The organism is Kaistella carnis, assembly GCF_003860585.1.
In the GTDB taxonomy this organism is placed as follows: domain Bacteria; phylum Bacteroidota; class Bacteroidia; order Flavobacteriales; family Weeksellaceae; genus Kaistella; species Kaistella carnis.
Genome location: NZ_CP034159.1, coordinates 1,852,130 through 1,876,478 on the forward strand (window position 1 = coordinate 1,852,130; position 24,349 = coordinate 1,876,478).

A 24,349-nucleotide genomic window follows, 5' to 3' on the forward strand; every position below is an offset into this window, starting at 1 on the left:
TTTGATCTAATTTAAATAATTAACCTCTTGCTTTTTCGATTACTTTTTCAGCGACGTTTTGTGGTGCTGCTTCGTATTTTTCGAATTCCATAGAAGATGTTGCTCTACCTGAAGAAAGGGTTCTCAATGTAGTTACATAACCGAACATTTCCGAAAGTGGAACGAATCCTTTAATTACTTTCGCATTGTTACGGTCATCCATACCGTTTACAGTACCTCTTCTTTTGTTAAGGTCACCTACGATATCACCCATGTATTCCTCTGGAGTTACCACTTCAATTTTCATGATTGGTTCCATGATTACCGGTTTCGCTTTTTTACCAGCTTCTTTGAAGCCCATTTTCGCTGCAAGTTCGAAAGAAAGTGCATCGGAATCCACCGGGTGGAACGAACCGTCTTTCAAGGTTACTTTGATTCCTTCAACTTCGAAACCTGCTAAAGGACCATTCTTCATCGCTTCTTTGAAACCTTTTTCTACGGAAGGAATAAATTCTTTCGGAATATTACCTCCTTTGATTTCGTTCACGAATTCAAGACCTGGTTTGTTGTCATCAGCCGGAGCCAATTCAAACACGATATCAGCAAATTTACCACGTCCACCAGATTGTTTTTTATAAACTTCTCTGTGGGGAGCAACTTGAGTAAGGTTTTCTTTATATTCTACCTGTGGTTCACCTTGGTTAACCTCTACTTTAAACTCTCTTCTCATACGGTCAACAATAATGTCGAGGTGAAGCTCACCCATACCGGAGATGATCGTTTGTCCTGAAGCTTCGTCAGTTTTAACCTGGAAAGTAGGATCTTCTTCAGCTAATTTTGCCAAAGCATTACCCATTTTATCTTGGTCAGCTTTTGTCTTAGGTTCTACCGCGATACCAATTACAGGATCAGGGAATACCATAGATTCAAGAACGATCGGATGTTTCTCGTCACAAAGCGTATCACCAGTTTTGATGGATTTAAATCCAACTGCAGCACCAATATCTCCAGCCTCGATAAACTCGATTGGCTCTTGTTTATTAGCATGCATCTGGAAAATACGGGAGATTCTTTCTTTACTGTTTGATCTTGTATTAAGAACATAAGAACCAGCATCCAGTCGACCTGAATAGGCTCTAAAGAATGCCAGCCTTCCTACGAAAGGATCGGTTGCAATCTTAAACGCCAATGCCGCGAAAGGTTCCGTAATGGAAGGCTTTCTTGAAATAGGCTCATCTGTTCTTGGATCTATACCATCGATTGCTTCTTTATCCATTGGAGATGGAAGGTATCTACATACCGCATCAAGCATGAACTGAACTCCTTTATTTTTAAATGAAGAACCACAAGTCATCGGAATAATACTCATATCAAGGGTTGCAGCTCTAAGTGCAGTGTGAACTTCTTCTTCGGTAATGGAATTTTCGTCTTCCATAAATTTCTCCAAAAGATTTTCATCGTAAGCCGCGATTTCCTCAATCAGCTGTGCTCTGTACTGCTTCACTTCGTCAGCCATTTCAGCTGGGATTTCTACAATATCAAAGGTAGAACCGTGGTTTTCATCGTGCCATACAATCGCACGGTTTTTAACCAAGTCAACAACACCTTTGAAATCAGCTTCGTCACCGATTGGCAATACGATTGGAACTGCGTTAGAACCAAGCATTTCTTTCACCTGCTTACAAACGTTCAGGAAGTCAGCTCCCTGTCTGTCCATCTTGTTTACGAAGCCCATACGCGCAACTTTGTAGTTGTCTGCAAGTCTCCAGTTCGTTTCAGACTGAGGCTCTACTCCGTCTACTGCAGAGAAAAGAAATACAAGTCCGTCAAGTACACGAAGTGATCTATTTACCTCTACGGTAAAATCAACGTGTCCCGGTGTATCGATAATGTTGAAATGATAATTTTTTGCGTCCGGAAGAGGTTTTCCTTGCTCAGTTGGAAATTTCCAGTCTACAGTTACTGCTGCAGATGTAATGGTAATCCCTCTTTCAGCTTCCTGCTCCATCCAGTCGGTAGTAGCACCACCTTCATGGGTTTCACCAATTTTATGATTCTTTCCGGAATAAAATAAAATTCTTTCTGTCGTGGTGGTTTTCCCCGCATCAATGTGTGCAGCGATACCAATGTTTCTTGTAAGTTTAAGATCTCTTGCCATTTCAGATTAGAATTTAAAGTGGGAAAATGCTTTATTTGCTTCAGCCATTCTGTGAGTGTCTGTTTTCTTTTTATAAGCAGCACCTTCTTCTTTTGCAGCAGCGATTACTTCAGCAGCTAATTTCTGAGCCATTGATTTATCGTTTCTTGCAGTTGAATATTTGATTAACCATTTCATTGCCATAGAAATTTTTCTATCTGCACGAATTGGCATTGGAATCTGGAAGTTTGCACCACCGATTCTTCTTGAACGTACTTCTACGTGAGGCATAACGTTTGTTAAAGCATCTTTCCAGATTTCCAGAGCAGGCTTTTCGTTATCTCCTTTTTTGCTTTCTACGATATCAATAGCATCATAGAAAATTTTGAATGCGATAGATTTTTTACCATCAAACATCAAATTGTTTACAAATCTCGTTACCAGTTGATCATTAAATTTAGGATCCGGTAACAACGGTCTTTTTTTCGCTTTTGTCTTTCTCATTGTTTCGTTTCTTACTAATTAATGATTACTTTTTCTTACCTTTTGCAGGTGCTGCTGCTTGACCTGGTTTTGGTCTTTTAGCTCCGTACTTAGATCTTCTCTGGGTTCTCCCAGCTACTCCTGCGGTATCCAAAGCTCCACGAACAATGTGATAACGTACTCCCGGTAGGTCTTTCACCCTTCCGCCTCTAACCAATACTATCGAGTGCTCTTGAAGATTATGTCCTTCGCCCGGGATATAGGCGTTAACTTCTTTACCATTAGAAAGTCTAACTCTGGCAACTTTTCTAAGTGCAGAGTTTGGTTTCTTTGGAGTTGTGGTGTATACTCTTGTACATACACCTCGTCTTTGTGGACAAGATTCAAGGGCAGCCGATTTGCTCTTCTTGGCAAGCGAGACTCTTCCTTTTCTTACTAATTGTTGAATAGTAGGCATTTAATTGCTTTTTATTTTAGGGGGCAAAAATAGGAAATTATTTCCAATTGGCAATCACTGATTTACAAATATTTACATTTTTTAATAAATACCGGTCAAATTAATTCATGTTTGATAATGAAAATCCCAGGCGATACGTAATATATATAGTGAAAATTTTGTTGAAATCCCCATATTTAGAGGTACTGTGAAATTGAATAAAGTCCTCTAATAAAGTTAATATATAATGAGTAGAAAATTTTTCTAAGATCATCCTAACCAATCAACATTTATAATATATTTGTAGCCTCTAAAAACACAAACCGTTTGAATAAAATTTTACTTTTTCTTTTCCTTTCTCCGCTATGTTTTTCTCAAAAATGGTCCATTTCATTTGCGGAGAGAAGCGCCCTTGTTCAGCTTTTTACAGCAACTCATGGCGAAAACTGGAGCACCAAATGGGACTTAGACAAAGATCCGCGGTATTGGTATGGAATCAAAATAAAAAAAGGCAGCGTCTCAGAGATCAACCTTCGGGGAAATGCGCTGAAAGGAAATTTTCCATCTTCACTTTCTTCCTTAACCAAGTTGGAAAAACTGGATTTAAGCTCCAACCAACTGGAAGGTGAAGCATCCAACACCGTTTCAAGTTTAGGGGAATTGACGCGACTTGATATTAGCAATAACAGATTAACGGGCGATCCAACCTCCGCGATTGTACCCCTTTCGAAATTACAAGAAATTTCCCTCGGAAACAATCAATTTGTCTTTTCAGATATTGAAGGTTTCGTGCAGAATTTTCCGAATGTGATCATTCTTGACCTGTCAAATAGTGGCTTAACTGCCGTGCCACAAAAGATCTCAACTTTAACAAAACTGGAGTCGCTTAATTTAAGCAACAATAAAATTGCGCAAAAATTTAATTATCTGTCAACTTTAATTGGTTTAAAGGAATTGAATCTCTCCGGAAATCAACTGACGAAGATTCCGACGGAAATCAATACGCTTACACAACTGCAATCACTTGATTTAAGCAATAATGCAATTCCCGCAAATTTGACAAATTCTTTAGCAGCCCCAAAAAATCTGGAATGGCTTTCTTTGGCCGGTAATCAAATGACTGCTTTTCCCGCCGAACTTTCACAACTACAGAAACTCATCCATTTAAATTTCTCAGATAATAAAATATCAGGTGGATTTGAAAACCTCGGCGCCTTACAAAATCTCGAACAGATCTATTTGGATAAAAATTTAATATCAGGCGCATTTCCTTCCTCCTTATTGGAATTGAAAAAACTTCAAATGCTTTCACTCACTGGAAATGAACTTTCCGGCGAAATTCCGGAGCAGATTCCGGCACTCACCTTTCTTGATAATAATCGTTTCTCAAAAGAAGATATCAAAACCTTCTTGTTAAAAGAAAAAAAGCTGACTGATTTCACATTTTCTCCCCAACGGTATGATGAGCCCAAAACCGTTTATGCGATGCTTGGTAACTCCGCGACTTTGCCGCAATCTCTTTCCGGAGATGACTATCAATTTACCTGGTTTAAAAATTTAGATCAAAAAACTCCACTTACAACGGAAAGTTACTACATCAGCAAAGTGGAAGAAGAAGATTTTACCGCTTACACATGTGAAGCTTATTATTTTGAAAAGCTCCCAAGAGAACTGCTTGAAATTTCTTTCTTCCGGGAGCCTGTGACTTTGGAGAATGGATTAGGAACTGCAGAAGTTAAAGTCGATCTAATGGTCTATCCAAATCCCACAAGTGATTTCATTAACATTAAAACCTCCAAGCTCGACATTGAAAAAGTTTTCATTTTCGATTTAAGCGGAAAATTAATCATGACCGAAAAGTCAAAAAGAATCAATGTGGATCACTTGCCTTCTGCGACTTATATTATTTCAATTAAAACTTCCGGCGGATTGAAATCATTTAAATTAATCAAAATATAATTGACTCATTAAATTGAGCAAATAAAATCAATAGCCCTCATCAATCAGCTAAACTTTGAAATGCTTCAAATCTTCACTATCTTTGAGTTTTAAATTAAAAGATGATGAACAATTCAAAAATTATTGGTTTAAAGGAAACCGACTGTAAACAGATTTCAGATAAATTAAATATCCTTTTGGCCGACTATTCTGTTTTTTACCAAAACACAAGAGGTGCCCACTGGAATATTAAAGGAGACAAATTTTTCACCCTTCATCCAAAATTTGAAGAACTCTATAATAATTTAGTTTTGAAAATTGATGAAATCGCAGAAAGAATTCTTACGTTAGGATCCACTCCAAATCACAACTATTCTGATTATCTGACCCTTTCAACCATCCAGGAAAGTAAAGAAGTTTCTGATGCAAACAAAGCGGTCGAAAACATTTTGGCCTCGTTTAAGATCGTGATTGATCTGCAGAGAGAAATTTTAGAAATGACAGAAAAAGCCGGCGACGAAGGAACGAATTCGCAAATGAGTGATTATATCACCGAACAGGAAAAAGAAGTTTGGATGTACAATTCTTTCCTCGGAAAATAAAAACTTCCCGAATAAATTATAAAATCGCCTTTAAAGAGGCGATTTTTGTTTTTGAATTTTTACATTTGTTTTTATATACCATAAACTATGATTGAAGTTCGATTAAAATCAATTCTAGATAATGATTTCTATAAGATCACGATGCAAAATGCGGTCATCAAACTTTTCCCGAATGAGAAGGTAAAATACCAATTCATTAATCGGGGCAAACATCATTTCCCAGAAGGATTCGCAGAAGAACTCAGAAAGTCGGTGAACGCAATGGCAGAACTGAAATTAACAAAGGAAGAGAAACAGTTCTTACGTGAAACCTGTCCGTACCTGGATTTACCATATCTTGATTTTTTAGGCGGTTACCATTACGATCCGAGCGAAGTTCATATACACCAAACCGAAGATACTTTGGAAGTGACAGTGGAAGGAGAATGGTACCGTACTATTTTATGGGAAGTTCCGATCCTGGCTTTGATTTCTGAATTACACTACGAAATGAATCATATGGAAAGAAACTCCAATGATGCTGTAATTCAGAAGACACTCGAAAAAGCAGAACAGCTGCAACGTCTTAGGGTGACCTTTGCAGAATTTGGAACGCGCCGAAGACATTCTTATAAAGTACATGATTTGGTCGTAGAATCATTGGTTAGAAATAACACGTCAGGCAATTTCATCGGCAGCTCAAACGTACATTTCGCTATGAAATATGGCGTAAAACCAATTGGCACGCACGCCCACGAGTGGTTCATGTTTCATGCGGCAGAATACGGATTTAAGATGGCAAATGCACTTTCGCTCGAACATTGGGTTGATGTTTACCGTGGTGATCTGGGAGTTGCCCTCTCCGATACGTACACGACCGAAGTTTTCTTCCGACAGTTCGATAAAAAATTCGCAAAACTTTTTGACGGTGTTCGACATGACAGCGGCGATCCGATTGAATTCGCAAACAAAACCATTGAGCATTACAAGAAAAACGGCATCAATCCTCTCTTTAAATATATTATTTTCTCCGATGGACTTAATCTGGAGAAAGTGGAAGAAATTACAAAAGCCTGCGAAGGCAGAATCGGAATTTCTTTCGGAATTGGTACCAACCTGACAAACGACGTCGGCTTGAAACCAATGAACATCGTTATGAAACTTATTGCGGCACAATCAATTCACGGCGACTGGATTCCAACCGTAAAACTATCCGACGAACACGGCAAATATACGGGCGACCCGAAAATGATCGAACTGGCAAAAGAATTTTTACGAATTACAGATTAATTATATTTTATTTTTTTAGGAGCTTAATCCCGCTCGCCGCTCTATCTTTTTCTTTTTGCCATTGCATTTCCCCTCTAAAAAAAAGAAAAAGGATGCCGCTTTGATCGGGGCTAGAGGTTTGTTTCTCCCATTAAAAAAAGCTTTCTAAATTATATACGGAAATCTTTAGATTTGCTTTCTAAATAACAATTAAGACAAACTCACTATTTTCTCCTATTTTTGAAAAATGGATTTCACTTCTCTTTTCCTTGGCTTTATAATCGGCGGTATCATCGGGGCCGTCGTTCTCTATTTTATTGTAAAATCTTCACATATTCCCCGAACAGTATTTGATGATTTAAATCAAAATTATATCAGAACTGTGGCGGATATCAAGAACATCAATTTTAAAAATGAAGAATTGGCTGCAGAAAACTCTGTATTAAAATCAGAGCTTATTCATCTTCAAAATGAAAAACAGGATTTAATAATTCTTCGCTCTGAACTTTCTTCAAAAAACGCAAATCTTCAAACCCTTCTTGAAACTCAAAAAGAGGAAGTTGCAAAAATGCAGGAATTAGCAAAAAGTGAATTTCAAAATCTAGCCAATAAAATCTTAGATGAAAAATCTGAAAAATTTACTGCACTCAACCAGAATAATCTAAAGACGATTCTGGAACCTTTCCAGGAAAAAATCGCAGAACTTCGAAATAAAGTGGGCGAAACTTATGATAAAGAGTCGAAGGAACGATTTTCTTTAGGAGAAAAAGTAAAGGAATTGGCGTTGCTGAACCAACAAATTTCAGAGGACGCTAAAAAACTCACGCGCGCTCTAAAAGGTGAAAGTAAAACCCAGGGAAACTGGGGCGAAATGATTCTGGAAAGTATTTTGGAAAAATCAGGTTTGGTTAAAGGGCGTGAATATTTTTTGGAACATGAACTTCGGGATGAAGATAACAAAGCCTTATTCTCTGAGTTTTCCGGTAAAAAAATGCGTCCGGATGCCGTGGTAAAATATCCTGATGAAAGAAATGTGATTATCGATTCCAAAGTTTCATTAACTGCTTTTACAGACTTGGTCGACGAAACAGATGCCGAAATTTATGAGGTAAAACTTCATCAGCATTTAAATTCGATAAGAAATCACATTAAACAATTGAGCGACAAAGCCTACGATGATTACGACAAATCCCTTGACTTTGTCATGATGTTTATTCCGAGTGAATCAGCTTATATTGCAGCAATGCAGGCTGATCCCAATCTGTGGAATTTTGCTTACGATAAGAGAATTTTATTACTAAATCCCAGCAATTTAATTACTTCCCTAAAATTGGTATCTGATCTATGGAAGCGGGAATATCAAAACAAAAATGCTATGGAAATTGCGGAGCGCGGTGCTAAATTGTACGATAAATTTGTAGGTTTTGTAGAAAACATGGAGAAACTCGGCAAAAATATAGACCAGGCAAAAAACACTTATAACGATGCCTTCAAGCAGTTATCGACTGGAAATGATAATTTAATCACGCAAACGGTTAAACTTAAATCACTGGGAATTAAGAACAAAAAGAATCTTCCGCAAAGTTTGGAGGAATCTTCCGAAAATATATTGGGGTCCATCGATGATTAAATTAGTATATCCCCATTCCTATGCCCAACTATTCATGTAACTTTTCTTCCATTTAACTACCTTTGCAAAATGATTATTGAAAGCTTTCAAAACGAAAAAGTAAAATACGTCACGCGCCTTATCACCGACAATCGCTTCCGGAAAAAAGAAGATGTTTTCGTTGTGGAAGGGAAACAGGAAAATGAGCGCGCTTTGCAATTTGGTTTTGAACCTCAGGAATTCTACATCGAAGAAAGTATATTTAATAATGATTTGCCAACAGGTAAAATCCATTTGGTTTCTCCGAAAATTTACGAAAAAATTGCTTATCGTGGTTCCTCGGAAGGGATTATTGGTATTTATAAAACTAAGTTTGCCTCTTTAAAAGATTTTAAACCTGCGGAAAAATCCTCTGTCATTATTGTAGAAAGCATAGAAAAGCCGGGAAATCTTGGGGCGATTTTAAGAAGTTGTGAAGCTTTTGGAATCGATGCCTTAATTGTCGCAGACACGCGTGTCGATTTTTACAATTCAAATGTTATTCGTTCCAGCGTTGGTTGCTTATTCGGAATGAATATTTTTTCTTCTTCCAATAACGAGGTAGTTGAGTTTTTAGAGGATCATCATTATAATGTCTACACCACGCTGATGGATGAAAGTGCGGAGCCTCTTCATTTTAGAGATTTAAAAGAAAAAAGTGCCATCGTTTTTGGAACGGAACATTCAGGTTTGACGGAATTTTGGAAACAAAAAGGAGACAATACGATTATTCCGATGAGCGGAAGTATTGATTCATTGAATTTGAGCAATGCAGTTGCGATCTGCTGCTATGAAATTTTAAGACAGAACATGGCATAAAAAAAACCGCTTCTCATGGAGAAACGGTTTATAAGTTGTTAAAAACTTAGCTAATTATTTAGCGTTAGCGTCTTTTACAGCATCTTTAGCATCTTTAGCAGCATCTTTAGCAGCGTCAGCAGCACCTTTAGCAGCATCAGCAGCTCCAGAAGCAGCATCTTTAGCCATATCAGCACCAGCTTCAGTAGTTGCAGAAGCAGCATCTTTAGCAGCATCAACAGTTACAGCAGCAGCAGAATCAACAACAGTTGCAGCAGAGTCAGCAACCATAGCAGCTGAATCAGACATAGCTACAGCAGTAGAATCAGCAGCGTTTGCAGTTTCTACAGTTTCAGTTTTGTTACAAGCTACTAATGCGATAGCTGCGAATCCAGCTAAGAAAAATGATTTTTTCATAATAAAATAAATTAATTGTTTTGTTTTCTTTTTAATTGGTTCATCTAATTGAACAGGACAAAGGTATAGCGAGAAATAAATTTGTTTTGGAAAATTAATTGTAATATATTTGTAAAATCGTTTTACAAAAATAGACCTCTGTAAACCAGTAAATTACATAAAAATAGCAATTGAGCGATTTAGATTTATTACACTTTGAACAGCTAAAAAATGAGGTTCAATCTCAATATTTAGAGAATCACACGCCATCCTTTGATGATATATCAAAATGGAAAGGCATTGACATTATCTATTTTCAGGAAGATTTAAGAAAAATAGCGAAAGGAAACATCAGCGAAAAAACCTTTTACACCTATTTCAAAAATTCTCCCGTGACCAAACTTCCACGCATCGATATGCTAAATATCCTGTCTATTTATGCAGGTTATGTGTCGTGGTACGATTTCAAAAAAAAGCACCTATTCTCAGATGAAATATTAAAAGAGTACGGAGAAGATGATGAGAATTTATCTGAAGAATTGCAAAAGGAACTCGACCAGATTCCAGATTTGGAAGAAAAACCTTCAATTTTCCCAAAAAGAGAAATAAACCTTCCTAACGACGCATTAAAAAGCGAAGAAAAAACTGATTTACAAAAATCGGCTACTGAAAATCAATCACTTAAACAAAATACATCGAGTTTCGAAACTTACGATACTTCTGAACAAAAATCGACGCTTTCTCTTGTAAAAAAATATATTTGGCTCGGAATTTCGGGTGTCTTGGCTATTTTAGTAGGACTGCTTGGTTTTAAAGATGAACTGTTCAGCAAAAAATTCTATTACAGCTTCATTGATGCAGATCGAAATTCGAAAATTAATGCAGAATTGCAGGTTCAGATTCTTAAAGACAATGAATCGCCCATTCTGTACACCGCAAAACCTAATGAGGCTTTTGTTTATACGACCAAATCAAAGAGTCTAACAATGGTCGTTTCTTCGCCCTATTACCGAACAGACACGATTACCCGAAACCTAGAAACCGCACCGGAAGCGGAGAATATCGAACTTAAACCAAATGATTACGCCATTATGCTTTTTTACTATTCTAAATCCCTGAAGGATTTGAAAAGAAAAAGAGAAACATTAAATTATCTCATCAGTGACGATGCGCTTATTTATCAAGTGTACGACAATGAGACCTATGGCGTAGAAACGATGGACAAACAGCGGTACATCAATCTTGTGACCTTGCCCTCTACCTCGCTTGAAAAATTAGAAGTGATCGACACTAAGAATGATAAAAATAATAAAATAATCATGATTAAATTTAAAATTCCTACCGATGAAAAGTCATTATAAAATATTCTTCTTTGCCCTATCATTTTTCCTCTTTCTTTTTTCCTGCACAAAAGAAAAGGAACATATGTCTGATCTGGAAATTGTACGAAATAACAACAATAAAATAACATATCCGGTAACAAAAATGGATAGTGCGCAGGCCATTAATTCCATTACGAAGCAAAAAATTCAAGAACTTCTTGATTTGTCAACGTTATATACTTCCGGGAACCGCGACACTGAAATAGATTCTGTAATATATGCACAGATGAAAAGCTATTTCGCCGAACAGGACTCAAATAAATTAAGCCCTCTATTATATGAACTGGACAGTTTGAAAGTCCAAACGGCAAAGGTGGGAAATATCACGGTTTCTAAGACGATTAAAGGAAATGACACTTTGGATTTTGCGAAATTCTATGTAGAATATTTCGACTATAAAAATCGCTCGATTGGGAATTTTGAAAAAAATGCGCAATACATCTTAAAAACTTCTCCCGTAAAATTCCAAAAAGAATTTAAATTTTATTTCTTAGATTTTGATGTAAAGCCTGTGAAAGACAGTACCGCCGTTGGTGTTACTAAATAATCCAGTGCAATATCAAATGGTGCAACATCATCAATCAGTTCTTCTGGCGAAAAGAAATTAAGTCCTATTTTTAAGTTATTCGGCTTGATTTCAGAGAAAAAGCGATCGTAAAAGCCTTTGCCATAGCCTACTCTATTTCCAAAAGAGTCAGCATATAATAAAGGAACCAAAATCAGATCAAAATCTTTGATTCCAGAATCGATATTTTCAACAGGCTCTTTAATTCCCCAGGAATTTTCTAATAAAGCACTTTCCTCTGTAATTTCTATAGAAATCAATTCTTCACCTACAACTTTCGGTACAAATACCCAAATATTATTTTTAAAGAAATATTCAAGAAAAAAGTTGGTATCCACTTCATTTTTCTTCGAAATGGAGAGAAAACAATGAACTTTCTGATTTTTGCTTACCGGAAATTCTGAAATAAAATTTTCAAAGATCTTCTTTGACAAAGAACGTATATCATTTTCATGGAGTTTCTTTCGTTTCTCCAAATAAATCTTTCTAAGAGTGGACTTTTCCATCTTCAAAAATATAAAAAATTACGCTTCGGGGAACGTAATTTAAGTGATACTAATTTTAAGATGTGATTTAAAAAAATGCTGCTTAACTTAAAACTTTATATAATTTATCCGATAAACGAATTCTGAATGGTGTTGAAAAAGTAATTTGATCTCCTTCTTTCGCGGTTTCACATGGAATCCCATTTGCGAAAAGTTCAGTGATGGTCAATTCTTCTTCTCCCGTTGTCGGTCCACAAATCAAAACCTTATCACCGATTGAAAGTCCATTTTTAGCAATTAAGAACTGGGCAATTTTTGACTTTGTGTAATAATGCTCCGCTTTTCCGATCAGTGTCTTTTTAACCACTATTTTCTTACGGATATCTTTAGTTTCCGCTTTCGCCAAAGGTTTGTGCGGTAACTCGCCTGATTTTTTATATTTCAGCGCTTCAGATTTTCCTTTTCTGAATACTTTATTACCAACCTGAACGCCCTTTCGCAATTTCACCTGCTCCTCAATGGGCAAATGAATAATGTCTAAACATTCGGTTGAACAGCAATTTTCCATGGCCGCTTTACAATCGTCACATTGAATAAAGAGCAAATGACAACCTTCATTGGCGCAATTGGTATGATTGTCACAAGGTTTCCCACACTGATGGCATTGTGAGACAATATCATCTGTAATTCGTTCACCTAACCGGTGATCAAAGACAAAGTTTTTTCCAATAAATTTACTTTCAATGTTTTCTTCTTTTACCTGACGCGCATATTCGATAATTCCACCTTCTAGTTGATAGACATTTTTAAATCCCTGATGTTTAAAATAGGCACTTGCTTTTTCACATCTGATCCCACCTGTACAATACATGAGCAGGTTTTTATCTTCTTTGAAATCCTGCAATTGCTCATTAATGATAGGCAAACTCTCTCTAAAAGTTTCTACGTCCGGCGTAATTGCACCTTCAAAATGACCGACTTCGCTTTCATAATGATTTCTAAAATCGACAACAATGGTGTTTGGATCCTCTAATAGATTATTGAATTCTTTCGCTTTAAGATGAACTCCTTTGTTGGTTACATCAAAAGTTTCATCGTTTAAACCATCGGCAACGATTTTCGGACGCACTTTAATGGTAAGTTTTAAGAAAGAATGATCATCGTGCTCTATGGCGACATTTAATCGAATTCCTTTCATGAAATCATAAACTTCCAGGGTTTCCCGGAAAGCATCCATTTGATCAGCAGGAATACTCATTTGAGCATTGATACCTTCGTGTGCCACGTAAATACGTCCCAATGCATCGAGTGCATTCCAGGCTATAAATAATTCGTCGCGAAATTTTTTGGGATCTGAGATTTTGGCGTACGCATAGAAAGACAAAGTAAGTCGTTGCTTACCAGCTTCATCAATAAGTTGAGCTCTTTCTTCTGCGCTTAAAGTATTATACAGTTGCATGCTATCAACGTTTTAAGTGAGAAAAATATTTTTGCAAAGATACCAAATTCAAATGGGATGAATTGGCAACGAGCTGAGAGAATTTCTAAAAATTCTATTTAAAATTCGTTATAGATATATTTCAAAATATTTCGATCTTCTTTAGTGAACGGAACTTTTCTTCTTCCCATGGCTAATTCAGCAACTTCGTAGGCTTTTTCCAATTTGAATTTTTCGTCGCCTTTCATTCCGCCCCAGGAGAAGTTATCAATTAAGTTTGGTGGGAATCCAGATTTGAAAATATTGGCAGCAATTCCTACCACAGTTCCGGTATTAAACTGTGTATTAATGGCAGCTTTGGAATGATCACCCATAATTAATCCCACAAATTGAAGTCCGGTATTCAAAAACTTTTTGGCTTTGTAATTCCAGAGTTTTACCTGTGCATAATTATTTTTAAGATTAGAAGAATTGGTATCAGCACCGAGATTACACCATTCGCCAATGACAGAATTCCCAACGAAACCGTCATGACCTTTATTGCTATATCCGAAAATAACGATATTATTGACTTCACCGCCTACTTTAGAATGCGGACCAACAGTAGTTGCACCATAAATTTTAGCTCCTAAATTAAATTTAGATTCTTCACAAAGTGCGATCGGACCTCGAAGATTACAACCTTCCATGACTTCGGCGTTTTTTCCGATGTAGATTTTTCCGGTTTTTGTGTTTAGCGTAGAAAATTCGATTACTGCACCTTCTTCAATAAATAAATCTTTTTCGTCGCCCAAGAATCCATTGGTTTTAGAAAGTGGCGCGGAAGTTCTGTCTTTAGTTAACAGTTCAAAATCAAAATCAATGGCTTTTTCATTAAAGGTAAACAAATCTGTAGGTTGATTAAAAAACAAAACTTCTTCTTCAATATCAGTCATTTTATTAATTTGACTGAGAGAAAAATTATCCATGTTGATTCTTACGGCCAACAATTCATCTTTGTAAACCAAAGCTTCGCCATACTGCAACTCTTTGATTTGATTTAAAAGATTCTCGCTCGGTAAAAAATTAGGAACAATAAAAAGGCTTTCTTTCAACTCAGGTTTTCTGAATTTTTCCTGCAGATAATCTTCGGTGAGAAAAGAAACTTCTGAAAAACCGAGTAATTTTTGCCATCTTTCTGAAAACGTCAAAATACCGCAACGCATTTCTGCAACGGGTCGGGTAAAAGTGAGTGGTAAGAAATCTTCCCAGAACTGGGCATCTGAAAATACGAGTTGCATAGATTATATTTGATGATTGCTAAATAATATTATAACTGTCATTACATGAAGACTTGATTTGCAACCATAAAGTCACAAAATAATGTTTCAAAACCTAAATTAAAAAGAAGTTCACAAAACGTAAAATCTAAAGATTTTCGCAGCTTCATGTTTTCTTAAAGAGGAAATCTTACAATCCCAATCAATTTAATTTTGTGACTTTGTGATTTGAAAGTTTTTAAACTTCATCGCCTGCGACATGTGTAAAACAAATTTACAATAAAAAAAGTCTCTCAAAAAAATTGAAAGACTTTAATTATCGTTAAAATTCAAAAATTACTTTGAGAATTTTTTGTACTTATTCATGAATTTATCAACTCTACCTGCAGTATCAACTAATTTCACTTTTCCGGTATAGAAAGGGTGAGAAGTTGAAGAGATTTCCATTTTGATTAATGGATAAGTTGAACCTTCATATTCAATTGTATCTTTTGTATCTGCAGTAGATTTGCAAAGAAACATCTCGTCGTTACTCATATCTTTGAAAACAACAAGTCTATAATTTTCTGGGTGGATTCCGTTTTTCATAACTTATTTTATTATTAATAATTAAAGCTTTGCTTTCGAAATAGTAATGGTATTTCTCTGCTAAATTTTAGACCGCAAAAGTACAATATTTTTTCTAATCTCCAAATACTATGACAACTAAATTTATAATTTTTCTGTTCAACATTTTTATTTAAATTTGAAACTTCTACCTATTCCCAATTAAATGAACAAATTTAAACTCATACTGGCTTTCTCATTTTGGACTCTTTTAACGGCAGTAAGCTGTAACAGAGACGACATTAATTTTGAAAGTCCTTCACAAATGCTCCGTTTTTCCGCAGACACCGTTTTTTTGGACACCGTTTACAATCAAGTACGATCCGAAACCTATGCGGTAAAACTCTACAATGACGAAGACAAAGATGTGATGATCCCAAAAATCACACTCGAAAGTGGCGCTGGTTCTCTCTATAGGATTAATGTTGACGGACAATCCGGAACTGACTTTAGCAATATTCCTTTGCGAAAAAAAGACAGTCTTTATATCTTCGTTGAAATTGCGCCGATCGCCAATGCACCGGAAGCTATTGCTGAAGACCGAATCAACATTCAGACCCCGGCAGGAAACCAAAACATCACTTTATTCTCGGTTGTACAAGATGCTGAGTTTTTTATTGAGAGTAAAACGAATCCGAATATTTTAAGTTCCAACACGACCTGGACTAACAATAAGGCGAAAATTATTTTCGGGAATCTTACTCTTGAAGAAGGTAAAACCCTCGATATTCAAGAAGGAACAAAAGTTTATTTCCATAAAAACAGTGGGATAAGAATTTCTAAAAACGCCAAACTCAACGTTAACGGTGATCTGGGAAATGAAGTTATTTTCCGTGGCGATCGAAATGATCCGCGGTACGACACGATCCCTAAAAACTGGAATGGAATTTTGATGGATACGAATTCCACTTTAAATATGAATTACGCAAAGGTTTTCGGCGGAACCCGCGGACTTGAATTAATGGGAGCAACTGCGGTCATCGAGAATTCGATTTTTCACACGCATCAGGAATTTGGAATTTTTGCTGTGAATTCAGTAGTTACGGCGAATAATCTTGTCATGAATAATTGCGGCGAGGCAAATTTTGGAATTTTTAAAGGTGGAACGTATAACATCACGCACGCTACTCTGGCGAATTACTGGGACTTAAATTCGGCACTGCCAGGTTTGGGATTGTACGCGACAAATGAATATGACAATGGAACTTCTGTCGAACAGGGTGCGTTGACTTTGAATATTAAAAATTCGATTATTTATACGTCACAAGAAAACGCGGTGGTCTTTCAGCCAACTGCCGGCCAAACATTTAATTATGTTTTCCAAAATTCATTATTAAAGTATGGCAACGGATCTAATTACGATTTAGGTTCCGGTTCTATTAAAAATGAAGATCCTAAATTCCAGAATTATTTTACGCAGAAAATGAATTTGCGATTAAAGGATGATTCTCCGGCCAAAGGAAAAGGAAGTGTGGCAGTGGCCGCAACTGTTCCTTTCGATATTGTAAAGGTTTCAAGAACAGTCAGTCCAAGCATGGGCGCTTATCAATAAAACAAACTGATTTTTCCAACTTGGAGAGATCTTTTTAATAGTACGAAATCTGCAGCCCGACTTGAACGGAAATCCTTTTTTTTTCGGGAATGGCAGAAGCAAGGCAAAAAAAAAGATTGGGAGTGGAAGGCGGAAATGTCTGCCCTAAAAACTAAAAATATATGGAGATCACCAAACTTCAGCAAGAGGTTGATGAATGGATTAAAAATGTTGGGGTTCGCTATTTTAACGAACTCACCAATATGGCGATGCTGACGGAAGAAGTAGGCGAAGTTGCGCGTATTATTGCGAGAAGATACGGGGAACAGAGCGAAAAAGAATCGGATAAAACCAAAGATTTGGGCGAAGAGTTGGCGGATGTTTTATTTGTAACTTTATGTTTGGCCAATCAAACCGGAACGAATTTGCAGGAAGCGTTTGACCGAAAAATGAAGGTGAAAACCGAGCGCGACAAAGAGCGCCATCAAAATAATAAAAAATTGAAGGGAGAATGATGGTAATCTTCACCGGGAAATTATGGAAATCGTTTAAAAAATGAAGCTGGAAAAATCAGACTTAAAAGACAATGTCACCATTGAAATAAGCGGTTCGAAAAGTATTTCGAATCGTCTTTTGATTTTGAGTCATCTTTTTGAGAATACCATTATGATCGAGAATCTCTCCAATTCTCAAGATACTCAACTTTTGCAGGAGGCACTCAGCAGCGATGCTGAAATTATTGATATTCACCATGCCGGCACCGCGATGCGTTTTCTAACGTCGTACTTTGCCTTACAGGAAGGAAGAATTACTGTATTAACAGGTTCTGAGCGCATGAAAGAAAGACCGATTGGATCACTGGTAGATGCTTTGCGACACTTAGGCGCCGACATCACTTACGTCGAAAAAGAGGGTTTTCCGCCTTTAAAAATTATCGGAAAAAGATTAGATAAAAGCTCAGTTTCTATTCCGGCAAATATTTCGAGTCAGTTTATTTCTTCTCTGCTCTTGGTTGGATCAAAACTGGAAAATGGTCTGGAGATTGATCTGGAAGGGAAAATAACGTCGCGACCGTATTTGGAAATGACTTTAAAAATCCTGCGAAGTATTGGAATTGGGACACAATGGGAAGGTCAAATCATCAAAATATTTCCAAATATTCAAAGTGAAAAGAATTCTCAGATCATCAAATGTATTACAGAAAGTGATTGGAGCTCCGCTTCTTACTACTATTCCTTAGCAGCGATTGGTCGAAAATCGATTAATTTAAAAAGCTTCCGGCCTTACTCTCTGCAGGGAGATTCTGATCTGAAAGAAATCTATTGGAATTTCTTTGGTGTAAATACGATCTCGCAAGGTTCGGAAAGTAAAATTTCGTTACTACCCGAGAGCTCTTTTATATTTCCTGAAAAAATTTACCTGAATATGAATGACTGTCCGGATATTGCACAAACCCTTTGTGTAACGGCTACAGCATTGCAGATTCCTTTTGAGATTACAGGGTTGGAAACTTTGAAAGTGAAAGAAACAGACCGCTTGGTGGCCTTAAAAAATGAACTCTTTAAAATCGGCTGTATTTCTGAAATTACCGATGATTCCATTTTTTCACTGAAATTCTTCGAACCAAATTCTCAAATTTCTATTGAGACTTATAATGATCACCGAATGGCCATGAGTTTCGCACCTTTCTGCCTGATCAAAGAATTAACGATCGAAAACAAAGATGTGGTTGAAAAATCCTATCCGCAATTCTGGGAAGACTTGGAAAAAGTTCTCGAAAAAAATTAAATATCAAAATGACTATAATTATCACCGGCACCTCGGCCGGAATTGGTTTTACTCTGGCCGAATATTTTGGAAAAAAAGGACATACCGTTTTCGGCTTAAGCAGAAAAATGGTACAATCGGATTATTTCAAAACGATTGCGACCGACATTACACACAATGCTCAAGTTCAAAGGGCAATTGCCGAAGTTTTAAAAACGGAATCGAGAATCGACGTGCTGATCAACAATGCCGGTATGGGAATGGTTGGTGCGGTTGAAGATTCTACTCAAGAGGAAATTCTAAAATTATTTAATCTGAATCTGGTAGGTTCTGTTCAAATGATGACGGCAGTTCTTCCAAAAATGCGAGAACAGAAATTTGGGAAGATCATCAATATTTCAAGCATTGGGAGTGAAATGGGACTTCCGTTTAGAGGATTTTATTCAGCATCGAAATCTGCTTTGGACAAGGTGACAGAAGCAATTCGTTATGAAGTTTCTCCCTGGAATATTGAAGTTTGTACTTTGCATCTCGGGGATATTAAAACAAATATTGCGGAGAATCGCGTTAAAACTAAAGTTTCGGAACCGTATCAAAAAACTTTTAACAAAATATATGCGATCATGAATTCTCATGTGGATGAGGGAACAGAACCAATCGAAGTTGCAGAATACATTGAGAAATTATTAAATAAAAAAACCTGGAAAGCCCATTTTTACTTCGGTAAATTCGGTCAGAAAATCGGCATTCCTTTGAAATGGATCTTGCCCCAGAATTTTTATGAAAATTTGATGCGGAAATATAACAAGATGGATTAAGTTGCTCCTCAAACTAACATTTAAATTAAAAGTTCAGCATGGTTAATTTTGATCTGCTTGCAAAGTATTACTGATGGATTGGCGAAATAAAAAGAAACCGCGATTTCTTTTTTAAAGAATAATTCCATCTTTAAAATATTCATCGCGGTAATCTACTTTGGAAAATTTACTACTACAGGTCTATTTATTTTCAGACAATCGTAAAATATCTCCGAAAACCCCTCTGGCTGCAACTTTGGCTCCTGCTCCGGCACCCCGGATCACGAGCGGATTTTCGCCATAATTTTCGGTATAAATTTTAAAAATAGAATCGGAACCTTTTAACTGTCCGATCTCAGAATTGGCAGGAACAGAAATTAACTGAACATCCAATTCGCCCTTTTCCTGTTGCAAATCGCCATGCAATTCCCCTATGAAGCGCAGAACGTGATTTTCTTTCTGGTTCTTTTTTATTTCCTCAAAATAAGAATCAAGAAGATCTAAACTATTTAGAAACTCATTTTTATTAAGCTTACCTAACTTTTCAGGAATTAAACTTTGGATATTGATATCGGTGAGTTCGTTAGTTAAATCAAGTTCTCTTGCGAGGATCAAAAGTTTCTTCGCCACATCGTTTCCCGATAAATCTTCCCGTGGATCGTGTGATGTAAAACCTTTTTCTATGGCTTCTTTTACAATGGTCGAAAACTTTTCCTCCCGAACTGAAAAATTATTGAAAATATAACTCAGCGAGCCTGAGAAGACCCCTTTAATTCTTGTAATATTCTCTCCTGAAAGATGAAGCAATTTTATTGTGTCGATCAAAGGCAATCCGGCTCCCACATTGGTTTCATAAAGGTATTTCTTATTCTTTTTTGTCAGAACATTTCTTAGATCCCGGTATTCTGAAATTGGAGCGGTATTGAAAATTTTGTTTGAAGAAACCAGATCAAATCCATTATCTGCCAACCGCGTATAATTTTTGACAAAATCTTTGCTCGTGGTATTATCGACTACGATTAGATTTTCAAGCTGATGAAGCTGAGAAAAATGAATAAGCGACTCCACACTTGACTTTTCTTCAGCAACCGAAACCTCATCGGCCCAGTTTGCATTAAATCCATCTTTATTAAAGGCAATCTTGCGGGAATTTGCCACCGCGACAATTTTTAAATCAATTTTTTTTCGGTTCCTGATATCTTCTGATTTTTGAAGAACCTGATCAATTAAGGTAGAACCTACTCTGCCATGACCGATGATTGCCAAATGAACTGTTTTCGGTTTGGAAAAAATCTCAGCCTCGATGATGTTTTTTGATTTTTCATCTTGCGAAGAAGTGACGACCAAATTAATTCTATTCTCTGCCAAAACCTGATTTAAAATTAAAGGGAAAATATTATTTCTCGCCAGTTCAGACATTATTTTATTAAAATCCGGAGCCACGAATCCTAAAACAGAAACATTATTAATGCTGAAAATCTGACTAACTTTTCCTGATTTTCTTTCATTTTCAAATTCCTCGATCAAACAGTTTACGGCTTTTTCGGAATCACTTTCGTTGACTAAAACTGAAATCCCGTTTTCTACGGCTTGCTGAGAAATAACGCCCACGCTGATTCTGGCGTAAGTCAGTGCTTTGAAGATTCTGCCATCTATTCCGACTTCTCCTAAGAAATCTTTTCCTTCGAATTTGATGATTGATCTGTTTTTTAAAATCTTTATTTCGTTCTTATTTTTCATAAATGCTGGTATTTAAAGTTGATGAAGTTGGCGGTATTCCATTAAAAAAATCTTACAACGTCGAATGAATATCCAACAAAGGATGTTGTACCAAAATGTTTGGAACAGAATATAAATGCCGACTGAATGGGATATGACAAATGAATATCTGGAATTTCTCCTGATATTAAATATTGAATATTGAGTTTGATATGTTGTAGCGAAGTTTTCAATTTTTCTTAAAATTAAAATTGAAAATGCTACCTGAGAAAGGTAAAATAGTTTCTGTTATCTCTTCCCAAATAGGGATAGAATGTAGCACCTTCTCCGTTTCCGAAGGGTTGCTAAGGTTTCATTGAGTCTAATCTCTCCACCTTTCTTAATAACATTTTCAAATATGTAAATGAACTTATTTCGATGCAAAGAAAAGCATTAAATTCAAATATTACAAATTTCCCGAATTTTATTTATTCCTTAGTTTTGCACCAGAAATTATTTATAATGACGACGGAGAAAGAGAGAATGCTCGATAAGAATTGGAAAACCTGGGGACCTTATCTCAGCAACAGACAGTGGGGAACGGTGCGTGAGGATTATAGCCATAATGGAAACGCCTGGGGTTACACGACTTACAGCGACGCTATTGGCCGAACTTACCGATGGAGCGAAGATGGAATTGCCGGGATTTGTGATAACAAACAAAAGATTTGTTTTGCCTTTTCTTTTTGGAACCGCAAAGATAAAATGATTAAGGAACGGTTTTTCGGCTTGAGCAATCACGAAGGTAATCATGGGGAAGACATTAAGGAAATTTTCTATTATTTAGACAATACGCCTACGCATTCCTACATGAAAATGGTGTATAAATATCCGATCAATGAATTTCCTTACGACGATTTAATTGCGGAAAATGGCCGACGATCTAAACATGAGTCAGAATATGAATTGGTAGATACCGGGATTTTTAATGATGATCGTTATTTTGATATTTTCATTGAATATGCTAAAATAAATCATGATGATTATTTAATTCGTGTCACTGTAAAAAACAGAAGCGGACAAAAAGCACCCTTGGTTATTCTTCCAACGATTTGGTTTAGAAACAACTGGAGTTGGGGTCACGGAGAATATGAACCTCAACTAAAATCTTCGGCGAGTGGCGACATTGAAATTCATCATGAATCTTTGCCGGTTATAAAACTGTATTCAAGAGATCAAAATACAGAAGCACTTTTTTGTAATAATGAAAGTAATCCCGCAATCATTTCCGGTGCAAGCAGCGAACCAAGATACTATAAAGACGGTATAAATAATTTCTTAGTTCATAACGACAAAGATGCAATGAACCCTGACAAAACGGGAACGAAAGCCTGTTTCGTAATCAATACAGAAATCGACGCTGGCGGAAGTCAATCTTTCGATTTCCGATTGAGTCCACATGATATGGAAAATGCCTTCTTTGACTTCGACGATGTTTTTAGTTTAAGACAAAAAGAAGCCGATGAATTTTACGGTGAAATCCAAAAAGAGATTACGGATGAAGAAGAAAAAATGATTCAAAGACAGGCATTTGCAGGTTTACTTTGGAACAAACAATTCTATCATTATAATGTTTCTAAGTGGTTGAAAGGAGATCCTAAATTTGATGCACCGAGAAACCTGGACCATCACGTGCGAAATTTGGAATGGGAACATATGCAGAATAAGGATATTATTTCGATGCCTGATAAGTGGGAATATCCTTGGTTTGCGACTTGGGATCTGGCTTTTCACTGTGTACCTTATGCTATTTTAGATTCCGGTTTTGCAAAACATCAATTAAAATTGTTGACGAAAGAATGGTATATTCATCCGAATGGGCAGTTGCCGGCGTACGAGTGGGATTTCAGTGATGTAAATCCTCCTGTTCATGCTTGGTCTACTTTCCGGGTTTTTAAAATTGATCAAATGATTAATGGGAAACCTGATGTTCCTTTTTTGGAAAGTGTTTTTCAAAAATTACTATTGAATTTCACCTGGTGGGTTAACCGAAAAGATAAAAACGGAAATAATGTTTTTGGTGGCGGATTTTTAGGGTTGGATAATATTGGGGCCTTTGACCGAAATATGGAATTCAAAAACGGAGACCATTTAGAGCAAGCCGACGGGACAAGTTGGATGGCGATGTACGCTTTGAATATGATGCGGATTTCAATGGAACTGTCTCTTTATAATCCGATTTATGAAGATATGGCGATTAAGTTTTTCGAACATTACTTATATATTGCCGAAGCCATGGATAATCTGGGGGAAACTAAAAATGGTCTGTGGAACGAAGAAGATGGCTTTTTCTACGACCTTCTGCAATTGAATAACGGTGATTCTGTTTCTCTAAAACTGCGAAGCATTGTGGGCCTTATACCAATGTTTGCGGTGGAAGTTGTAGAACATACTTTACTTGAAAAACTCCCTAATTTCCGCAAGAGAATGGATTGGATTCTGAAGAACAAGCCGGAACTCGCTAATTTAGTTTCCCACTGGGAAGTGGAGGGTAAAGGTGGAAAACACTTAATGAGCGTATTAAGGAAAACCAGGTTGACCCGAATTCTGCAGCGAATGGCTGACGAAAAGGAATTTCTCTCTCCCTACGGCATTAGATCGATGTCCAAAGTTTATGAAGATAATCCTTACACCTTTTCAGTCGATGGAAAAGATTTCAAAGTGAAATATACTCCCGCTGAAAGTGACAGCAGCATGTTCGGCGGAAACAGCAACTGGCGCGGTCCGATTTGGTTCCCAATTAACTTCCTGATTGTAGAAAGTTTACAGCGTTTCCATTATTATTATGGCGACAGTTTGCAAATCGAATATCCGACCAACAGCGGTGAAAGTCGCAATCTTGATTTTGTGGCGACCGATTTAAGCAAACGACTCTACTCTATTTTCAGTAAAGATGAACATGGAAACCGACCTTTCAATGGTGGAAATGATTTATTAAATCACAATGAATTCTTTAAAAATTACATGATGTTTCACGAATATTTCAATGGCGATACCGGCGAAGGAATTGGTGCCTCTCACCAAACCGGCTGGACGGCGACGATTGCGAAATTGATTCAACCGAGAATGGGCTCGAGGTCGAGATAAGAAGGCAAA

21 protein-coding genes and 1 riboswitch are annotated in these 24,349 nt (G+C 36.8%); of the genes, 12 read left to right on the plus strand and 9 right to left on the minus strand.

The window, feature by feature from the left end:
- Positions 1-19 precede the first annotated feature (19 nt).
- The 3 genes from fusA to rpsL are packed head-to-tail and all read right to left on the minus strand — an operon-like array spanning position 20 to position 3,056.
- Positions 20-2,137 carry an elongation factor G gene (gene fusA, locus EIB73_RS08625; RefSeq protein ID WP_125024514.1) on the minus strand — a complete coding sequence of 706 codons (2,118 nt, stop codon included), beginning with the start codon at positions 2,135-2,137 and terminating at the stop codon, positions 20-22.
- A 6-nt stretch (positions 2,138-2,143) separates the two neighbouring features.
- A complete protein-coding gene (rpsG, locus tag EIB73_RS08630; protein ID WP_125024516.1) occupies positions 2,144-2,620 on the minus strand; it encodes a 30S ribosomal protein S7 in 477 nt (158 codons plus the stop codon).
- Between the two features lie 25 nt (positions 2,621-2,645).
- A complete protein-coding gene (gene rpsL, locus EIB73_RS08635) occupies positions 2,646-3,056 on the minus strand; it encodes a 30S ribosomal protein S12 (protein WP_125024518.1) in 411 nt (136 codons plus the stop codon).
- 306 nt (positions 3,057-3,362) lie between these two features.
- On the opposite strand from rpsL, the gene EIB73_RS08640 reads away from it, so the two are divergent.
- The 5 genes from EIB73_RS08640 (at position 3,363) to EIB73_RS08660 (ending at position 9,290) form a co-directional block, all read left to right on the plus strand.
- Positions 3,363-4,994 (plus strand): leucine-rich repeat domain-containing protein, encoded by a 1,632-nt coding sequence (locus tag EIB73_RS08640; RefSeq protein WP_125024520.1) that lies wholly within the window; start codon positions 3,363-3,365, stop codon positions 4,992-4,994.
- A gap of 104 nt (positions 4,995-5,098) precedes the next feature.
- A complete protein-coding gene (locus EIB73_RS08645) occupies positions 5,099-5,575 on the plus strand; it encodes a Dps family protein (RefSeq protein ID WP_125026086.1) in 477 nt (158 codons plus the stop codon).
- Positions 5,576-5,662: 87 nt separating this feature from the next.
- Positions 5,663-6,844: a nicotinate phosphoribosyltransferase gene (gene pncB / locus EIB73_RS08650; protein ID WP_125024522.1), complete on the plus strand. Its 1,182-nt coding sequence runs from the start codon at positions 5,663-5,665 to the stop codon at positions 6,842-6,844.
- Positions 6,845-7,070: 226 nt separating this feature from the next.
- The gene (gene rmuC / locus EIB73_RS08655) at positions 7,071-8,453 is read left to right on the plus strand and encodes a DNA recombination protein RmuC (RefSeq protein WP_125024524.1); all 1,383 of its coding nucleotides are present in this window, start codon (positions 7,071-7,073) and stop codon (positions 8,451-8,453) included.
- A 69-nt stretch (positions 8,454-8,522) separates the two neighbouring features.
- Positions 8,523-9,290, plus strand: coding sequence for a TrmH family RNA methyltransferase (locus tag EIB73_RS08660; RefSeq protein ID WP_125024526.1), 768 nt, complete (start codon positions 8,523-8,525; stop codon positions 9,288-9,290).
- 54 nt (positions 9,291-9,344) lie between these two features.
- Here the strand turns inward: EIB73_RS08660 and EIB73_RS08665 are convergent, their stop codons facing one another.
- Positions 9,345-9,686: a hypothetical protein gene (locus EIB73_RS08665; protein ID WP_125024528.1), complete on the minus strand. Its 342-nt coding sequence runs from the start codon at positions 9,684-9,686 to the stop codon at positions 9,345-9,347.
- Positions 9,687-9,856: 170 nt separating this feature from the next.
- Between EIB73_RS08665 and EIB73_RS08670 the strand changes: the two genes are divergently transcribed.
- Positions 9,857-11,026 carry a hypothetical protein gene (locus tag EIB73_RS08670; RefSeq protein WP_125024530.1) on the plus strand — a complete coding sequence of 390 codons (1,170 nt, stop codon included), beginning with the start codon at positions 9,857-9,859 and terminating at the stop codon, positions 11,024-11,026.
- Entirely contained in the window at positions 11,010-11,594 is a 585-nt protein-coding gene (locus EIB73_RS08675; RefSeq protein ID WP_125024532.1) for a hypothetical protein, read from the plus strand. Before EIB73_RS08670 ends, EIB73_RS08675 begins: the two co-directional genes overlap by 17 nt.
- Here EIB73_RS08675 and EIB73_RS08680 read toward each other — a convergent pair.
- From EIB73_RS08680 to EIB73_RS08695, 4 genes are all read right to left on the minus strand, one after another.
- Positions 11,531-12,118: a 5-formyltetrahydrofolate cyclo-ligase gene (locus EIB73_RS08680; protein WP_125024534.1), complete on the minus strand. Its 588-nt coding sequence runs from the start codon at positions 12,116-12,118 to the stop codon at positions 11,531-11,533. The two genes, EIB73_RS08675 and EIB73_RS08680, sit on opposite strands and share 64 nt — an antisense overlap.
- An 82-nt stretch (positions 12,119-12,200) precedes the next feature.
- Complete coding sequence (gene trhO, locus EIB73_RS08685) at positions 12,201-13,556, minus strand: oxygen-dependent tRNA uridine(34) hydroxylase TrhO (RefSeq protein WP_125024536.1); 1,356 nt, start codon at positions 13,554-13,556, stop codon at positions 12,201-12,203.
- 98 nt (positions 13,557-13,654) lie between these two features.
- Positions 13,655-14,815, minus strand: coding sequence for a GlmU family protein (locus tag EIB73_RS08690; protein WP_125024539.1), 1,161 nt, complete (start codon positions 14,813-14,815; stop codon positions 13,655-13,657).
- A gap of 315 nt (positions 14,816-15,130) precedes the next feature.
- Positions 15,131-15,382, minus strand: a complete 252-nt coding sequence (locus EIB73_RS08695) for a type B 50S ribosomal protein L31 (RefSeq protein ID WP_125024541.1) — start codon at positions 15,380-15,382, stop codon at positions 15,131-15,133.
- A 184-nt stretch (positions 15,383-15,566) separates the two neighbouring features.
- Between EIB73_RS08695 and EIB73_RS08700 the strand changes: the two genes are divergently transcribed.
- The 4 genes from EIB73_RS08700 to EIB73_RS08715 all read left to right on the plus strand — a co-directional run bounded on the left by EIB73_RS08700 (position 15,567) and on the right by EIB73_RS08715 (position 19,516).
- A complete protein-coding gene (locus tag EIB73_RS08700) occupies positions 15,567-16,952 on the plus strand; it encodes a hypothetical protein (protein WP_125024543.1) in 1,386 nt (461 codons plus the stop codon).
- A gap of 161 nt (positions 16,953-17,113) precedes the next feature.
- The gene (locus EIB73_RS08705; protein ID WP_125024545.1) at positions 17,114-17,446 is read left to right on the plus strand and encodes a nucleotide pyrophosphohydrolase; all 333 of its coding nucleotides are present in this window, start codon (positions 17,114-17,116) and stop codon (positions 17,444-17,446) included.
- Positions 17,447-17,486: 40 nt separating this feature from the next.
- Entirely contained in the window at positions 17,487-18,719 is a 1,233-nt protein-coding gene (locus tag EIB73_RS08710; protein ID WP_125024546.1) for a 3-phosphoshikimate 1-carboxyvinyltransferase, read from the plus strand.
- An 8-nt stretch (positions 18,720-18,727) separates the two neighbouring features.
- On the plus strand, positions 18,728-19,516 hold the full coding sequence (locus EIB73_RS08715) for an SDR family oxidoreductase (RefSeq protein WP_125024548.1): 789 nt from the start codon (positions 18,728-18,730) through the stop codon (positions 19,514-19,516).
- A gap of 180 nt (positions 19,517-19,696) precedes the next feature.
- Here the strand turns inward: EIB73_RS08715 and EIB73_RS08720 are convergent, their stop codons facing one another.
- Complete coding sequence (locus EIB73_RS08720; RefSeq protein ID WP_125024550.1) at positions 19,697-21,235, minus strand: ACT domain-containing protein; 1,539 nt, start codon at positions 21,233-21,235, stop codon at positions 19,697-19,699.
- A 264-nt stretch (positions 21,236-21,499) separates the two neighbouring features.
- Positions 21,500-21,603: riboswitch (SAM riboswitch) on the minus strand.
- Positions 21,604-21,715: 112 nt separating this feature from the next.
- On the opposite strand from EIB73_RS08720, the gene EIB73_RS08725 reads away from it, so the two are divergent.
- Complete coding sequence (locus EIB73_RS08725; protein WP_125024552.1) at positions 21,716-24,340, plus strand: MGH1-like glycoside hydrolase domain-containing protein; 2,625 nt, start codon at positions 21,716-21,718, stop codon at positions 24,338-24,340.
- Positions 24,341-24,349 lie beyond the last annotated feature (9 nt).

Coding starts and splice junctions, on each gene's coding strand:
- fusA (WP_125024514.1), bottom strand. CDS start 2,137: ATGGCAAGAGATCTTAAACTTACAAGAAACATTGGTATCGCTGCACAC.
- rpsG (WP_125024516.1), bottom strand. CDS start 2,620: ATGAGAAAGACAAAAGCGAAAAAAAGACCGTTGTTACCGGATCCTAAA.
- rpsL (WP_125024518.1), bottom strand. CDS start 3,056: ATGCCTACTATTCAACAATTAGTAAGAAAAGGAAGAGTCTCGCTTGCC.
- EIB73_RS08645 (WP_125026086.1), top strand. CDS start 5,099: ATGAACAATTCAAAAATTATTGGTTTAAAGGAAACCGACTGTAAACAG.
- pncB (WP_125024522.1), top strand. CDS start 5,663: ATGATTGAAGTTCGATTAAAATCAATTCTAGATAATGATTTCTATAAG.
- rmuC (WP_125024524.1), top strand. CDS start 7,071: ATGGATTTCACTTCTCTTTTCCTTGGCTTTATAATCGGCGGTATCATC.
- EIB73_RS08660 (WP_125024526.1), top strand. CDS start 8,523: ATGATTATTGAAAGCTTTCAAAACGAAAAAGTAAAATACGTCACGCGC.
- EIB73_RS08665 (WP_125024528.1), bottom strand. CDS start 9,686: ATGAAAAAATCATTTTTCTTAGCTGGATTCGCAGCTATCGCATTAGTA.
- EIB73_RS08675 (WP_125024532.1), top strand. CDS start 11,010: ATGAAAAGTCATTATAAAATATTCTTCTTTGCCCTATCATTTTTCCTC.
- EIB73_RS08680 (WP_125024534.1), bottom strand. CDS start 12,118: ATGGAAAAGTCCACTCTTAGAAAGATTTATTTGGAGAAACGAAAGAAA.
- trhO (WP_125024536.1), bottom strand. CDS start 13,556: ATGCAACTGTATAATACTTTAAGCGCAGAAGAAAGAGCTCAACTTATT.
- EIB73_RS08690 (WP_125024539.1), bottom strand. CDS start 14,815: ATGCAACTCGTATTTTCAGATGCCCAGTTCTGGGAAGATTTCTTACCA.
- EIB73_RS08695 (WP_125024541.1), bottom strand. CDS start 15,382: ATGAAAAACGGAATCCACCCAGAAAATTATAGACTTGTTGTTTTCAAA.
- EIB73_RS08700 (WP_125024543.1), top strand. CDS start 15,567: ATGAACAAATTTAAACTCATACTGGCTTTCTCATTTTGGACTCTTTTA.
- EIB73_RS08705 (WP_125024545.1), top strand. CDS start 17,114: ATGGAGATCACCAAACTTCAGCAAGAGGTTGATGAATGGATTAAAAAT.
- EIB73_RS08710 (WP_125024546.1), top strand. CDS start 17,487: ATGAAGCTGGAAAAATCAGACTTAAAAGACAATGTCACCATTGAAATA.
- EIB73_RS08715 (WP_125024548.1), top strand. CDS start 18,728: ATGACTATAATTATCACCGGCACCTCGGCCGGAATTGGTTTTACTCTG.
- EIB73_RS08720 (WP_125024550.1), bottom strand. CDS start 21,235: ATGAAAAATAAGAACGAAATAAAGATTTTAAAAAACAGATCAATCATC.
- EIB73_RS08725 (WP_125024552.1), top strand. CDS start 21,716: ATGACGACGGAGAAAGAGAGAATGCTCGATAAGAATTGGAAAACCTGG.